Consider the following 16,240-nt stretch of genomic DNA (forward strand, 5'->3'; position numbering starts at 1 on the left):
GCATAGGCTTTTTTTCACGCGCCGGACTGTAGCGAAATCGCTACAGCGTACTCAGCCAACCTTCTCGCGAAATTTATTAACCCGTTGATCTATAACGATTTAATAACATTGGCCGCGATATTGCTAAGCAACTCCCCATTATTCCAATCCCGTCCACCAGACGATTCTGGCCCTGAGGAGTTTCCATGAGCGAGTTGCGTTTCACTGAAGATCACGAATGGCTGCGCGCCGAAGCCGATGGCAGCGTCACCGTAGGTATCACCGCGTTTGCGCAAAACGCGCTGGGTGATGTGGTTTTCGTGCAACTGCCGGAGTTGCAGGCTTACGAAAAGGGCGCCGAAGCCTCCACCGTGGAGTCGGTCAAAGCCGCCAGCGGTGTGTACATGCCGTTGGACGGTGAAGTCCTGGAAGTCAACGACAAGCTCGATGGCAGCCCGGAACTGGTCAACGAAGACCCGATGGGCGAAGGCTGGTTCTTCCGCTTTAAACCCGCCGACGCTGATGCAGTGGCTAAGCTGTTGGATCAGGATGCGTACGACCGCCTGATCAAAGCCAACGCTGAAGCCTGAGGAGCGCGCCATGACCGTTAATCTGACCACCGCCAACGAATTCATCGCCCGCCACATCGGCCCGCGCCAGGAAGATGAGCAGCAGATGCTCGCCAGCCTGGGGTTTGATTCCCTCGAAGCGCTAAGCGCCAGCGTGATCCCGGAAAGCATCAAGGGCACCAGCGTACTCGGCCTGGAAGACGGCCTGAGCGAAGCCCAAGCCCTGGCCAAGATCAAGGCCATTGCCAGCCAGAACCAACTGTTCAAGACCTACATCGGCCAGGGCTACTACAACTGCCACACGCCGTCGCCGATCCTGCGCAACCTGCTGGAAAACCCGGCCTGGTACACCGCCTACACGCCGTACCAACCCGAGATTTCCCAAGGCCGCCTGGAAGCCCTGCTGAACTTCCAGACCCTGATCAGCGACCTCACCGGCCTGCCGATCGCCAACGCCTCCCTGCTCGACGAAGCCACCGCCGCCGCAGAAGCCATGACCTTCTGCAAGCGCCTGAGCAAGAACAAAAGCAGCAACGCGTTCTTCGCGTCGGTGCACAGCCACCCACAAACCCTCGACGTGCTGCGCACCCGTGCCGAGCCACTGGGTATCGATGTGGTGGTGGGCGATGAGCGCGAACTGACCGATGTCAGCCCGTTCTTCGGCGCCCTGCTGCAATACCCGGCCAGCAACGGCGACGTGTTCGACTACCGCGAACTGACCGAACGCTTCCACGCCGCCAACGCACTGGTCGCCGTGGCCGCCGACCTGATGGCCCTGACCCTGCTGACGCCGCCGGGCGAATTCGGTGCCGACGTCGCCATTGGCAGCGCACAACGCTTTGGCGTACCACTGGGCTTTGGTGGCCCGCACGCGGCGTACTTCTCCACCAAGGATGCGTTCAAGCGCGACATGCCAGGCCGTCTGGTCGGCGTTTCCGTCGACCGCTTCGGCAAGCCGGCCCTGCGCCTGGCCATGCAGACCCGCGAGCAGCATATCCGCCGAGAGAAAGCCACCAGCAACATCTGCACCGCCCAAGTGCTGCTGGCCAACATCGCCAGCATGTACGCCGTGTACCACGGCCCCAAAGGCCTGACCCAGATCGCCCAGCGCATTCACCAGTTGACCGCGATCCTGGCCAAGGGCTTGACGGCCCTGGGCCAGAAGGTCGAGCAGGCACATTTCTTCGACACCCTGACAATCCACACCGGCGCTCACACTGCCGCCCTGCACGACAAGGCCCGCGCCCAGCGCATCAACCTGCGTGTAGTAGACGGCGAGCGCGTTGGCCTGTCGGTCGACGAAACCACCACCCAGGCCGATATCCAGGCCTTGTGGGCGATCTTCGCCGACGGCAAAACCCTGCCGGCCTTTACCACCACCGACAGCACCCTGCCGAGCGCTTTGCTGCGCCAGTCGCCGATCCTCAGCCACCCGGTGTTCAACCGCTACCACTCGGAAACCGAGCTGATGCGCTACCTGCGCAAGCTGGCCGACAAGGACCTGGCCCTGGACCGCACCATGATCCCGCTGGGCTCGTGCACCATGAAGCTCAACGCCGCCAGCGAAATGATCCCGGTGACCTGGGCCGAGTTCGGCGCCCTGCACCCATTCGCCCCCGCTGCGCAAAGCGCCGGCTACCAGCAACTGACCAGCGAACTGGAAGCCATGCTCTGCGCGGCCACCGGTTATGACGCGATCTCCCTGCAGCCGAACGCCGGTTCCCAGGGTGAATACGCAGGCCTCTTGGCCATCCGCGCCTATCACCAGAGCCGTGGCGAAGAACGTCGCGACATCTGCCTGATCCCGTCGTCAGCCCACGGCACCAACCCGGCCACCGCCAACATGGCCGGCATGCGCGTGGTGGTGACCGCTTGCGACGCCCGCGGCAACGTCGACATCGAAGACCTGCGCGCCAAGGCCATCGAGCACCGCGAGCACCTCGCCGCGCTGATGATCACCTACCCGTCCACCCACGGTGTGTTCGAGGAAGGTATCCGCGAAATCTGCGGGATCATTCACGACAACGGCGGCCAGGTGTACATCGACGGCGCCAACATGAACGCCATGGTCGGCCTCTGCGCGCCAGGCAAGTTCGGCGGCGATGTGTCCCACCTGAACCTGCACAAAACCTTCTGCATCCCCCACGGTGGTGGCGGCCCAGGCGTTGGCCCGATTGGCGTCAAGTCGCACCTCACACCGTTCCTGCCCGGCCACGCAGCCATGGAACGCAAAGAAGGCGCGGTGTGCGCCGCGCCGTTCGGCAGCGCCAGCATTTTGCCGATCACCTGGATGTATATCAGCATGATGGGCGGCGCCGGCCTCAAGCGTGCGTCGCAGCTGGCGATCCTGAATGCCAACTACATTTCCCGCCGCCTGGAAGAGCACTACCCGGTGCTGTACACCGGCAGCAATGGCCTGGTGGCCCACGAATGCATCCTCGACCTGCGCCCGTTGAAAGACAGCAGCGGCATCAGCGTGGACGACGTGGCCAAGCGCCTGATCGACTTTGGTTTCCACGCGCCGACCATGTCGTTCCCGGTGGCCGGCACCTTGATGATCGAGCCGACCGAAAGTGAATCCAAGGAAGAACTGGACCGCTTCTGCGACGCCATGATCGCCATCCGCGAAGAAATCCGCGCGGTAGAAAACGGCACCCTGGACAAAGACGACAACCCGCTCAAGAACGCGCCGCACACGGCAGCGGAACTGGTGGGCGAATGGAGCCACCCTTACAGCCGTGAACAAGCGGTGTACCCGGTGGCGTCGTTGATCGAAGGCAAGTACTGGCCGCCGGTTGGCCGGGTCGACAACGTGTTTGGTGATCGCAACCTGGTGTGTGCGTGCCCGTCGATCGAGAGCTACGCATAACCTGAGAATGCACCCGGTCAAAAATGTGGGAGCGGGCTTGCTCGCGAATGCGGTGGATCAGTCAAATAATCAACATCTGAAAGACCGCATTCGCGAGCAAGCCCGCTCCCACATTTGACCGAGTCGGCTTTCAGAAAATAATAAGAAACCGGAGAACAACCATGTCCCTTAGCGTGTTCGACCTGTTCAAGATTGGCATCGGCCCCTCCAGTTCCCACACCGTCGGCCCGATGCGCGCCGCCGCTCGATTCGTCGAGGGGCTCAAGCGTGACAACCTGTTGGAGGCCACCACCGGCATCAAGGTGGAACTCTACGGATCGCTGGGCGCCACCGGCAAAGGCCACGGCAGCGACAAGGCCGTGTTGCTGGGCCTGGAAGGCGAACACCCGGACACCGTGAATACCGAAACCGTGGCTGCACGCCTGGCGCAGATGCGCAGCGACGGGCGCCTCAACCTGCTCGGCGAACACAGCATTGCGTTCAACGAGAAAGAACACCTGGCGATGATTCGCAAACCCCTTGCCTATCATCCCAACGGCATGATCTTCCGCGCTTTTGACGCCGCCGGTATCCAGATTCGCAGCCGCGAGTATTACTCGGTCGGGGGCGGTTTCGTGGTGGATGAAGACGCGGCGGGCGCCGACCGTATCGTCGAAGACGCCACGCCCCTGACCTTCCCGTTCAAACACGCCAAGGACTTGCTTGGCCATTGCACCACCTATGGCCTGTCTATCAGCCAGGTGATGCTGACCAATGAAAGCGCCTGGCGCCCGGAAGCAGAAACCCGCAGCGGTTTGTTGAAGATCTGGCAGGTCATGCAGGACTGCGTCGATGCCGGCTGTCGCAACGAAGGCATCTTGCCCGGAGGCTTGAAGGTCAAGCGCCGGGCAGCGGCCTTGCACCGGCAGTTGTGCAAGAACCCCGAGTCGGCGCTGCGCGACCCGCTGTCGGTGCTCGATTGGGTCAACCTGTATGCGCTGGCAGTCAACGAAGAAAACGCCAATGGCGGGCGCGTCGTCACTGCGCCCACCAACGGCGCGGCCGGGATCATTCCCGCCGTGCTGCATTACTACATGCGTTTTATCCCCGGCGCGAACGAAGACGGCGTGGTGCGCTTTTTGCTCACCGCCGCCGCCATCGGCATTTTGTACAAGGAAAACGCTTCGATCTCAGGCGCCGAAGTCGGGTGCCAGGGCGAAGTCGGCGTGGCCTGTTCCATGGCCGCAGGCGCACTCTGCGAAGTGCTGGGCGGCAGCGTGTCCCAAGTGGAAAACGCCGCCGAGATCGGCATGGAACACAACCTCGGCCTGACCTGCGACCCGATTGGCGGGCTGGTGCAGGTGCCGTGCATTGAGCGCAATGCCATGGGCTCGGTGAAGGCGATCAATGCCGTACGCATGGCCCTGCGTGGCGACGGCCAGCATTTTGTGTCCCTCGACAAGGTCATCCGCACCATGCGCCAGACCGGCGCCGATATGAAAAGCAAATACAAGGAAACCGCCCGCGGCGGTTTGGCAGTCAACATTATCGAGTGCTGACGCCCACAAGCGCGTCGGCACGTTTTTCAGGAGCTGAATATGTCCACCGAAACCCTGTTGAAAACCCCATTGCATGCCCTGCACCTGGAACTGGGCGCACGCATGGTGCCCTTCGCCGGCTACGACATGCCGGTGCAGTACCCCTTGGGCGTGATGAAAGAACACCTGCACACCCGTGAACAGGCCGGGTTGTTCGACGTGTCCCACATGGGCCAGATTCGCCTCACCGGCGCAAATGCCGCCAAGGCCCTGGAAACCCTGGTACCCGTCGATATCATCGACCTGCCGGTGGGCATGCAGCGCTATGCGATGTTCACCAATGAGCAAGGCGGCATCCTCGACGACCTGATGGTCGCCAACTTGGGTAACGACGAGCTGTTCCTGGTGGTCAACGCGGCTTGCAAGGACCAGGACCTGGCGCACCTGCGCACACATATCGGCGACCAATGCACCATCGAACCGCTGTTCGAAGAACGCGCCCTGCTGGCCCTGCAAGGCCCGGCGGCCGTGAAAGTATTGGCGCGCCTGGCCCCTGAAGTCACCCAGATGACTTTCATGCAATTTGCCACCCTGCGTTTGCTGGGCGTGGACTGCTACGTCAGCCGCTCCGGTTACACCGGTGAAGACGGCTTTGAAATCTCCGTGCCGGCAGCCAATGCCGAGAGCCTGGCCCGCAGCCTGTTGGCCGAAACCGAAGTGCAGGCCATCGGCCTGGGTGCCCGCGATTCGCTGCGCCTGGAAGCCGGCCTGTGCCTGTACGGTCACGACATGAACACCGACACCACGCCGATCGAAGCCAGCCTGCTGTGGGCGATCTCCAAGGCCCGGCGTGCCGATGGTGCGCGGGCCGGCGGCTTCCCCGGCGCCGACCGCATCTTCACCCAGCAACAAACCGCTGTGGCGCGCAAACGCGTAGGCCTGCTGCCGCAGGAGCGTACCCCGGTGCGGGAAGGCGCAGAAATCGTCGATGCCCAGGGCACTGTGATCGGCAGCGTGTGCAGCGGCGGCTTTGGCCCAACCTTGGGCGGCCCTCTGGCGATGGGTTATCTGGACAGCGCATTTGTCGCACTGGATACCGAAGTTTGCGCAATGGTACGTGGGAAAAAGGTGCCATTACGTGTAAGTAAAATGCCATTCGTTCCGCAACGTTACTACCGCGGTTGATTGACTGTTTCTATAAGTAACGCGGTTGCGTTAACGTGCACTAAACTGTAACGCAACCGCCATAAAACAGTGCATTCACGATAGGCGTTTTTATAGCTGACGTCCTATAACAAGTGAATAACTCTATCGAATAAGTCGGTATCAGAACATTCAACAAAGTGTCATGAGACCCAATAAAACAAGGGCCTGCACAAGGGCTTGTTTTTTTCATATTAGTTGGCGTAGAGTTTGCCCACTGTGTTTGCATGGGTCGCTTGGAACCTGGACCTGGGCAGTAGCTCAAGTAGTTTGCTACAACCCGTTCGACGTCTCTTACTTTCCTGCAACCCAGCCCAGTACTCTTTCGTGTGAAAGGGGCTGTCATTAATTTTTAGCGTCAAAGGAAAGAAGAAAATGTCGGATAAAGGTGGACGTCAGAGCGGTACCGTCAAGTGGTTCAACGACGAAAAAGGCTTTGGTTTTATCACGCCTGAAAGCGGCCCGGATCTGTTCGTGCATTTCCGCGCTATCCAGGGCAACGGTTTCAAGAGCCTGAAGGAAGGCCAGAAGGTCACCTTCGTTTCAGTTCAAGGCCAGAAAGGCCTGCAGGCTGACGAAGTCCAAGCAGAAGGCTGATCCTTCCTGCGACAAAAAGCCCCTGATATGACATCAGGGGCTTTTTTATGGGCGCCATTGCGTAAACTGCGTGCTTTCTCCAGAGAGCCCTGCCATGTCCAAACCCCTCTTGAGCCCCCAGGGCGAGTTCCCCGCCGTTGGCCTGGGCCGCCGCCTGGCAGCGATGTTCTACGATTTCCTGTTGTGCACTGCCTTGCTGATCGTCACAGCGTTTATCTACAAGCTGGTGTGGATCGCCTTCGTGGGCGAAGCGAAGATGCGCACGCTCACCGAGTCCGGCGCGCTGGACGGTGACCCGTTGCTGTCGACTCTGCTGCTGTTCGTGCTGTTTGGGTTCTTTGCCAAGTTCTGGACCCATTCGGGACAAACCCTAGGCATGCAGGTGTGGGGCGTGCGCGTGCAAAACGCCGACGGGTCACGGATCAGCCTGTGGCAGGCATTGTTGCGTTTTGTGGTGTCGATAGCGTCGTGGTTGTGCGTGGGGTTGGGGTTTATCTGGTCGTTGTTTGATAAACACAAGCGCAGCTGGCATGACATCTATTCGGATACGCAATTGGTGCGGATCCCGAAGCCAAAGAAATAACTCAAGCGCATCGCAGATCAACTGTGGGAGCTGGCTTGCCTGCGATGGCGGCCTACCAGCCGACACTTCTCTACCTGACACTCCGCGGTCAAAACTGTGGGAGCGGGCTTGCTCGCAAGGCGGCCTGGCAGTCAACACAGTTGGATTGGGTACATATTCATTGCTGCGGTAACGGCCGCTTAGGGTTCCGCCCTGACGGCGGCTCACTTTTGAACAGCGCAAAAGTAAGCAAAACGCTCTTGCCCCACCACTCGGCACCTCGCCCAGGCTCGGTGTGCCCGTAATCCGCCAGTGATTTGGGGGGCCGCCGCCACGCGCCATCCATGGCGCGGGGCGGCTAAACCGGCATCCCTGCCGGTTTACCCCCCAAATCCCTGTCGAATTCCGGCCAGCGTGGTTTAACGGGGCGCCTAAAATCAAAAGCAGATCAAGATCAAGAGCGGCTCGCTTCGCATCGTGGTTACCGTCGGCTGCTACAGGCTACAACGTTGTGTAGATACCTATGGCTATCGCAGGCAAGCCTCCCAAATTTTGATCAGTGCTCAGTCTCAGATCAGGCGTTGCCGGCCAGTTTCAACCGTGCAGCCTGGGTAAAGTCGAGCATGCGCTTGAGCGGCCGTACCGCCTGCGGAATCACCGCCGGTTCCACGAAGATCTCATTGCTGCCCTCACGCAAACACTGCAGCGTACGCTCCAGCGTATTCATCGCCATCCACGGGCAGTGCGCGCAACTGCGGCAGGCTGCGCCGTTACCGGCGGTGGGCGCTTCGACGAAGACTTTGTCCGGGCACAGCTGCTGCATCTTGTAGAAGATACCGCGGTCGGTGGCGACGATAAAAGTCTTGTTCGGCAAGCGTTGCGCAGCGGCGATCAGTTGGCTGGTGGAGCCCACTGCGTCCGCCAGTTCGATCACCGAGGTCGGTGACTCCGGGTGCACAAGGATCGCCGCATCCGGGTACAGCGCTTTCATGTCTTCAAGCTGCTTGGACTTGAACTCTTCGTGGACGATGCAGGCACCGTCCCACAACAGCATATCGGCGCCGGTCTGACGCTGGATGTAAGTGCCCAGGTGCTTGTCCGGGCCCCAGATAATGGTCTCGCCGTTGTCCATCAGGCTCTCGACGATTTCCAGCGCGCAGCTGGAAGTCACCACCCAATCCGCCCGGGCTTTGACCGCCGCCGAGGTGTTGGCATACACCACCACGGTGCGCTCGGGGTGTTGATCGCAGAACGCAGAAAACTCATCCACAGGGCAACCCAGGTCCAGGGAGCAGGTGGCTTCCAGGGTCGGCATCAGGATGCGTTTTTCCGGCGTGAGGATCTTGGCGGTCTCGCCCATGAAGCGCACGCCGGCTACCAGTACGGTCTTGGCCGGGTGGGCAGCGCCGAAGCGGGCCATCTCCAGGGAATCGGAAACACAGCCACCGGTTTCTTCGGCCAGGGCCTGAATCACCGGGTCGCAATAAAAGTGGGCAACCAGCACCGCGTCCTGAGCCTTGAGCTCGGCGGCAATGGCGGTTCGCAGGCTCGCCTCTTCGGCAGCGCTGAGCACCTTGGGCTGCTTGGCGTCGAGGTGGGCTTGAACCAGTAGGCGTTCGGAAATGTGCGTCATGTTCGCAAGACCTGCAGGCGCAGTAGCGCGAAAGTCGAGTGTACCACCGGCTCCGGAGCCCTTCGGGCGCCGCCGGACGAAGTGTTTTTGTTCATCAAGCACGGGTAAAGCTAAAGCTGCGCAAGGCTACAGAATATCCAATGGATTCAAAAGCCTAATCTGGTGACCAGGCAAAGTGCTCAATCCCTGGCCGTGAAACGCCGATTAGGTGACGCTCGCACAACAATCAAAACCGCCCCGGCCCCTCTCCGGCCTCTGAAAAATCAGGAATATCAGGTCCCCTCACCCCGGCGCGCACTAAATTTGTGCATTTATGCACTGAATTACGCGATTTTTCTTACGTCTTGTGTAATAAATCCTACAGCGATGTAACAAACCGTCGACCACTCACTCAAGTAGGGCAATTACCGCTGAGTTCAACGTTGGCTCAGACGGTATGGATCGTGTGTATTTCTACGTTAAGGATGTCGAGTGCCAAACCTGCTCTCAACCGGACACTTGTGTTGTACCCGGAACCTGGGCATCGCCCTGCTCTGCTTGTGGGCGCTGCCCGTGGCTGGCGCCGAGGCGCCGCAGCCAGGCCAGGAAGCCCTGCGCTTGCAGCAGCAACAGCAACGCGACCTGCAGCAATTACAACTGGAGCAGCGCCAACGCCAGATGCAACGTGGCAGCTTCGGTACACCAGCGGCCACACCGGCCTTGCCCCCGGACATCGCCAAGGATGAACACTGCTGGCCCTTGAGCGGTACGCGCCTGGCCGGGGTCACGCTGTTCAGCCGTGCCCAGTTGAATAAACATATCGAGCCCTACGTGGCGCCTTGCATGGGCGTCACGCAGATCAACCGCCTGCTGGCCGAGATCACCCGGCTGTATGTCGAGGCCGGTTATATCGCCGGCCGCCCCTACCTGATCAGTGCGCCCGCCGCCGGGCAACCGCTGGATATTCACGTCGAAGAAGGCTACCTGGAAGCCATCGAACTGGCCGACCAGAGCCTGCCCGTTTCATTAGGCGGGGCATTCCCCGGGATGCTCGGCAAACCTCTGAACCTGCGAGACCTTGAACAGGGCCTGGACCAGCTCAACCGCCTGCGCTCGGTGGACCTCACCGCCGACATCGCCCCAGGCAGCACGGCGGGCGCGTCGCGCATCATCCTGCGCTCGCGCAGCAGTGCCTCGCGCTGGGCCCTGGGCCTGGGGGTGGATAACCTCGGCAGCGCTGGCACCGGGCGTGATCGCAATGCCATCAACTTGAGCCTGGACAGCCCGCTGCAAATCAACGACTCGCTCAACCTGAGCTTCAGCGACACGCTCAACCATGGGCCGCGCTACAGCCGCAGCCACAGCCTGTTTTATTCCATCCCCTACGGCTACTGGACCTACAGCCTGTTCGCCAGCCATGCCGAGTACCGCTCGCCGTTCAAGCTCAGCCGCACCACGTTTTACAACAGTGGCCGCACCGATCAGGTCAGCCTGCGCAGCGACCGCGTGCTGTGGCGCGACCAGGGCCATCAACTGAGCGCCAACCTGCAGCTGGCCTACAAAGACGTCGACAGCTACCTGCAGAAGGTACACCTGGACATCCAGAGCCCCACGCTCACCGTGGCCGAAGCGGGCCTGAACCTGTTCTGGCTCAACAGCGCGGTGTGGAACCTGGACGTCAACTACGCCCAGGGCCTGACCTGGTTCGGCGCCGACCGGGATGCCGACCAAGTGCAGAAAAACCGGCCCAAGGCGCAGTTTCAAAAGTACCGCGCCAACCTCACCCAATGGCGCAACGGCCAATGGGCAGCGCAGCCGTGGCAGTGGCAAAGCCAATTGTCGGTGCAGTACAGCCCGGATGCATTGCCCGCCATCGAACAACTGCTGATTACCGATGACTCGGCTGTGCGCGGCTACCGCGAAAACAGTAGTTCCGGTGCCATTGGCGCGGTATGGCGCAACACCTTGCGCCTGCCACTCAACACTGACTTGCCGGTGAAACTCACCCCGCGCCTGGGCCTGGACAACGGCTGGGTCAAACACGAACACGGCGCCCAGAGCCAACGCCTGAGCGGCGCCAGCGCGGGGCTCAACCTGAGCTGGAAGAACGTGCAGCTCGACGTCGATTACCAACGCAACCTCAACACCCCCACGGGTTTTCGCCAGGAGCCGGAGGTCTGGCTGACGCGCCTTAGCGTACAGATATGAGCCAACACCTGTTTTTAGCCTGAGTCACCGCCGTACCTGACCACCCCAGCAGCGTTGCAACGAACAACGCGCGTGGTGGATCAGCCAACACAGAGCGAGATTATTTATGCCGACTACTCCACACAGCTTCCACCTTTCACCCCAGGGCAAACTGCGCTGGGCCATCGCCAGCCTGTTCCTGCTGCCGCAGCTCGCGCTCGCCGCAGGCTTGACCGTCGTCGAAGGGCCTGGCGGCACGCCGCAACTGCAAAACCAGGGTGGCGTGCCCATCGTCAACATCGTCGCGCCGAATGCCGGTGGCCTGTCCCATAACCAGTTCCTGGACTACAACGTCGACCGCCAGGGTGTGGTGTTGAACAACGCCTTGCAGGCTGGCCAATCCCAACTCGCCGGGCAGCTGGCGGCCAACCCGCAGTTCCAGGGCCAGGCGGCGAGCGTGATCCTCAACGAAGTGATCAGCCGCAACGCCTCGACCCTCAACGGCGCCCAGGAGATTTTCGGCCAGGCGGCCGATTACGTGCTGGCCAACCCTAACGGCATTTCGGTGAATGGCGGCAGTTTCATCAACACGCCCAATGCCAACCTGGTGGTCGGCCGCCCCGAACTCAACGACGGCAAGCTGCAAGCCTTGAGCACCCGCGATGCCAACGGCCAACTGACAGTGCAAGGCCAGGGCCTGCAAAACCGTGAAGGTTCCATCAACCTGATCGCGCCGCGCATCGACAGCGAAGGTCGCCTCAGTGCTCGCGATCAATTGAACCTCACGGTGGGCCGCAATCAGGTCGACTTCGCCAGCGGGCAAGTGCGCCAGGTGGACCCGGCCAGCAAGACCCAGGACCAACGCATCGACGCGCGCCTGTTCGGCGCCATGCAGGCCGGGCGCATCAACATCATCAGCACCGCCGAAGGCGCCGGTGTGCGCGTGGGCGGCGTGCAGGTGCAAGGCACTGACGGGGTGAAGATCAGTTCGGCCGGTGACCTCGACATCAGCGGCCAGGTGCGTGCCGACAGCCTCGACGCCACCCGCGCTGGCGTGCACAGCCGCCAGGGCGATATCGACTTGCACAGTGCCAAGGACTTGAACCTGGCCGCCACCGACGTCAGCGGGCGCAACGTCAAACTCGACGCCAGCCGCAACCTGACCCTCAGCAGCCTGGAAAGCCGCAAGCTCCAGGAAAAGCGTGAGCAGTGGAACAACAGCAACTTCCTGTTCACCTACGAAACCTACGACCGCACCACCACCGACAAAGACTCGCGCCAGCACGGCAACAAGGTCGTGGCGCAACAGGATGCCGCGCTGTCTTCCGGCGCCAACACCGAGATCAAAGCCAGCCATGTGGAAGCGGGCAACACCCTGCGCGTCGACAGCGGTGCCGACCTGCACGTTAACGCCGCCACCGAAACCCATGAAACCCGCGACCAGGGCAACCATCGCAAGCACCTGTGGAAAGCCAACTGGGATAAATCCAGCAGCGAACAACGCAGCATCACCAGCAGCCTCAAGGCCGGAAAGACACTGGAGCTGACCAGCCAACAGAAGCTGCAATTGCAAGGCGCCGAGCTGAAAACCCCCGGCGATATTCAACTGGCCGCCCGGCAGGTGGAAATCACCAGCGCCAGCCGTACCCAGAGCAGCCGCGACAACGCCTACTCCGGCGACCTCACCGGCGGCAGCTTCTTCGGCAAGAACGGCGACGGCAACCAGGGCAAGACGTCGAACACCGGCAGCAAGGTCAACGCCGATGGCAAGCTGATCGTCAAGGCCGACGACGTGCGCATCAGCGGCAGCCAGGCCCGGGGCGGCAAGCAGGCCAGTGTCATCAGCGACAAAGGTTCGCTGGTGATCGACGGCGTGCAGGACACCTCCCACGACAACCGCTACAGCAATGACAGCAAGTTCTTCGGCATCTCCAAGGATGAAAGCCGCAAGAACCTCAAGGACAGCACCGTGGTCGCCAGCGACCTGCGCTCGGACAGCAACCTCAAGCTGCAAAGCGCTCAGGACATCCGCGTCAGTGGCTCGCAGGTGTCGGCTGGCGGCGAACTGCAGGCGGATGCCAAAGGCGATGTCAAGGTCGTTGCCGCCGAGAACACCACCCATGACACCACCCGCCCCCATACCCGTGGCTTCGATGGCTACGCCAAGGAAACCGAGGGTGTCAGCCGCCAGTACCGTGCGGGCTTGAGCTATGAAGACCAGCAGCAAACCCGCACGACAGACACCACCGAGCAGCAGGCTTCCAGCCTCAAGGGCGGCAGCGTCGTGGTAAAAGCCGGTGGCGATGTGAGCATCCAGGGTTCGGGCCTCAAGGCAACCGCAGGCGATGCCACCGTCAGCGGCAAGAACGTCGAGCTGTTGGCCGCCCACGACAAGCGCACAGAAGCCGTCGACGAAACCACCACCGGCGGCAGTTTCTACTACACCGGCGGCATTGATCGCGCAGGCAGTGGCGCTCAGTTCAGCCACCAAAGCAGCCAAGACACCACTGAAAAAACCACCGCGCAAACCAGCGCCGTGGCCGCGACCGGCAAGCTGACCATCAACGCTGGCAACACCTTCACCAGCGAGGGTGCACAGGCCAAGGCCGGCGCCGAGCTGCAGGTCAACGCTGGCCAGATTAACAACCAGGCCGCCCATTCCACCGAGACCAGCACCCACAAGGAAAACGGCTGGACCGCCGACGTCGGCGCCAATGTGGAATACAAAGGCATTACCCGCCCGATTGAAAAAGCCGTCGAGGGTGTGGCCCAGGCCAAGTTCCATCAGCCCGGTTTGCTGGACGCGTTCGAGCAACCCAATGTCGGCCTGGATGTGGAAGTCGGCCACACGAACAAAACCGGCACAACGCAGGACAGCACCGCCGTGGTCAGCCAGTTCAGTGGCGCCACGGTACAGGTCAATGCAGCCGGCACGTTGCAGGACGAGGGCACCCAGTACCGCGCCACCGAGGGCGGGCTGAACATCAAGGCCGGCGAGCACCTTGCCACGGCAGCGGCCAACACCCACAGCAGCAGCGAGCAAAGCGTGGACGCCAAGGCTGGCCTGCGGGTCTACACCACCACCGGTGAAGACGTGAACGTGCGCGGCAGCGGCCTGGGCGGCAGCAGCGATGTGCGCAAATCCACCCGCACAGCAGTAGTCGGTAGCTATGTGGCCAGCCAAGGCGTGAGCATCGAGGCCAAGGGCGATGCCCGTTATGAAGGCAGCCAGTTCGACGGCGGCCAGGCCGGGGTCAACCTCAAGACCGGCGGTGAGCTGGCGCTCAACCAGGCCACCGACACCCAGAGCAAAAACAGCAGCACGCTGCGCGGCAACGGCTCACTGACGGTGGGCACCGCACCCGGCGCCAATGGCAGCAACGTCGACCTCGGTGCCGGTGTGCAGCTGGATAACAAGCGCCTGGACACCCAGGACAGCCAAGCCCAGGTCGCGACCATCCGGGGCAGCGGCCCCGTGCAGCTCAGCAGTGGCGCTGACATGACCCTGCAAGGCACGCAGATCGGCAGCACGGGCGCGAAGGCTGGCGATATCAGCCTCAGTGCCGGCGGCAAGCTGAACCTGCAAGCCGCCACCGACAGCCACGTCAGCAATGGCAGCAACCTGGGCGGCGGCCTGACCCTCGGCGCCGGCAAGACCAGCAGCGCCGAAAGCAGCAGCAAGACCGGCAGCCTCAGCGCCAACTTCAACATTGGCAAAGTGGCAGAAAACGACCAGAGCGCCGTCGTCGGGCAGTTGCACAGCAGCGGCAAGGTCAGCCTCGCCAGCGGCGCTGATGCAACCGATGCCATCCACTTGCAGGGCACCCAGGTCAGCGCAGCCAGCGTTAGCCTGGACGCGCAAAACGGCGGCATCCTGCAAGAGTCCGCACAATCGACCCAAACCCATAACAACTGGGGCGTGACCCTGGGCGCAGGGGGCAGCGTCGGCAAAACCACCCTGGCCGACGCCGGTGAACATGAGACACCCAAGACCCAGCGCGGCATCAATGCGCGGGCCAAGGTCGATGTGGATCACTTGCAAGGCACCACGCAGCACAACAGCGTGATCACGGCGGGTGACGTCACCCTCAACAGTGCCGGCGATACCCATCTGGCCGGAGCGCGTATCGACGCCGACAAGGTGAGCGGCACGGTGGGCGGCGACCTCGTCGTCGAAAGCCGCAAGGACCACGTCAACAGCACCCAGGTGAATGTCGACGCCAGGCTGGATGTCGAGAAGAACCAGCCGGGGGTGGTGGATAAACTGGCCAAAACCACCGGCCCGCTCAAGGACAAGGTAAAAGCCAAGGCTGAAGGCGCGTTCGACAAGCATCGCGACAAGCTGGAGAACGTCGTCGACAAGGGCACCGGGCACCTGGCTTCGGCCAAGGACAGCGTGGTCAACAGCGTGGTCAATGCCAAGGAACGCCTGGGCGAAAAACTCACCCGCAGTGGCAGCTACGACGTGAACCCAGAACCCCGTGGCGCCTTCGGTACTCGCGTGGACAAAGCCAAGGCTTACCTGGCAGACAAGACCGATGCCCTGGGCACGCGCCTGTCTGGCTTCAAGGATAAGGTCTGGCCAAAAACCAGCGACAGCTACACCGTCAGTGGTAAAGACACCACCGGCAGCAAGGTAGCCAATACCGCCGAAAGCGTGTTGTTCGGCGACAAGAGCGGCAACACCAGCTACACCCCGACCCTGTATCTGGATGTCAGCCATGTGGTCAAAGACAGCGTCACCCAGGCGTCAGGCATTCGCGCAAGCCAGGGCGTCAACCTGCAGGTCAAGGGTGATACGCAGCTCACGGGCGCGCGGATCAGTGCGCCCAATGGCAAGGTCGAGCTGGGTGGCTCCAAGGTCACCGCAACCACACTGGCCGGCAGTGACTACCGTGCCGATGTCGGGCTGAACGTTTCGACGTCACCGGTCAACCTGGCCCTGGGTGCCAAGGATGAATTGACCCAGAAACATGACGACGCCACGCGCAAGGACCAAGCCTTCAACCTGGGCCCGCTGCGCGCGGGTGGGCACAGTGAAAGCCAGGCCTTGCAGGCGGGGATTGATCAGGCCATCAACTAAAGGGTAATGCCCACCCCACTGTAGGAGCGAGCTTGCTCGCGAAGAACGTCAACGATGACGCT

9 protein-coding genes are annotated in these 16,240 nt (G+C 61.7%); 8 read left to right on the forward strand and 1 reads right to left on the reverse strand.

Going from position 1 to position 16,240, the window contains the following annotated elements; genetic code table 11:
- Positions 1 to 185: 185 nt before the first annotated feature.
- The 6 genes from gcvH (at position 186) to MF6394_RS06160 (ending at position 7,317) form a co-directional block, all read left to right on the forward strand.
- Complete coding sequence (gcvH, locus tag MF6394_RS06135) at positions 186 to 569, forward strand: glycine cleavage system protein GcvH (protein ID WP_044273368.1); 384 nt, start codon at positions 186 to 188, stop codon at positions 567 to 569.
- Positions 570 to 579: 10 nt separating this feature from the next.
- Positions 580 to 3,417, forward strand: a complete 2,838-nt coding sequence (gene gcvP / locus MF6394_RS06140; RefSeq protein WP_069558608.1) for an aminomethyl-transferring glycine dehydrogenase — start codon at positions 580 to 582, stop codon at positions 3,415 to 3,417.
- Positions 3,418 to 3,578: 161 nt separating this feature from the next.
- Positions 3,579 to 4,955, forward strand: a complete 1,377-nt coding sequence (locus MF6394_RS06145) for an L-serine ammonia-lyase (protein WP_032895533.1) — start codon at positions 3,579 to 3,581, stop codon at positions 4,953 to 4,955.
- 39 nt (positions 4,956 to 4,994) lie between these two features.
- Positions 4,995 to 6,119: a glycine cleavage system aminomethyltransferase GcvT gene (gene gcvT / locus MF6394_RS06150; protein ID WP_078466336.1), complete on the forward strand. Its 1,125-nt coding sequence runs from the start codon at positions 4,995 to 4,997 to the stop codon at positions 6,117 to 6,119.
- 393 nt (positions 6,120 to 6,512) lie between these two features.
- On the forward strand, positions 6,513 to 6,734 hold the full coding sequence (locus tag MF6394_RS06155; RefSeq protein ID WP_014719702.1) for a cold-shock protein: 222 nt from the start codon (positions 6,513 to 6,515) through the stop codon (positions 6,732 to 6,734).
- A 94-nt stretch (positions 6,735 to 6,828) separates the two neighbouring features.
- On the forward strand, positions 6,829 to 7,317 hold the full coding sequence (locus tag MF6394_RS06160) for an RDD family protein (protein ID WP_014719703.1): 489 nt from the start codon (positions 6,829 to 6,831) through the stop codon (positions 7,315 to 7,317).
- A gap of 553 nt (positions 7,318 to 7,870) precedes the next feature.
- Here MF6394_RS06160 and nadA read toward each other — a convergent pair.
- Complete coding sequence (gene nadA, locus MF6394_RS06165) at positions 7,871 to 8,929, reverse strand: quinolinate synthase NadA (protein ID WP_003193840.1); 1,059 nt, start codon at positions 8,927 to 8,929, stop codon at positions 7,871 to 7,873.
- A gap of 471 nt (positions 8,930 to 9,400) precedes the next feature.
- Here nadA and MF6394_RS06170 point away from each other — a divergent pair, with 471 nt between their 5' ends.
- Together MF6394_RS06170 and MF6394_RS06175 are read left to right on the forward strand one after the other, a co-directional pair.
- A complete protein-coding gene (locus tag MF6394_RS06170; RefSeq protein WP_078466337.1) occupies positions 9,401 to 11,116 on the forward strand; it encodes a ShlB/FhaC/HecB family hemolysin secretion/activation protein in 1,716 nt (571 codons plus the stop codon).
- Positions 11,117 to 11,222: 106 nt separating this feature from the next.
- Positions 11,223 to 16,178 (forward strand): hemagglutinin repeat-containing protein, encoded by a 4,956-nt coding sequence (locus MF6394_RS06175; RefSeq protein ID WP_078466338.1) that lies wholly within the window; start codon positions 11,223 to 11,225, stop codon positions 16,176 to 16,178.
- The last annotated feature ends 62 nt before the right edge of the window (positions 16,179 to 16,240 follow it).

Source organism: Pseudomonas sp. MF6394, from assembly GCF_002018845.1.
Taxonomy (GTDB): domain Bacteria; phylum Pseudomonadota; class Gammaproteobacteria; order Pseudomonadales; family Pseudomonadaceae; genus Aquipseudomonas; species Aquipseudomonas lactis.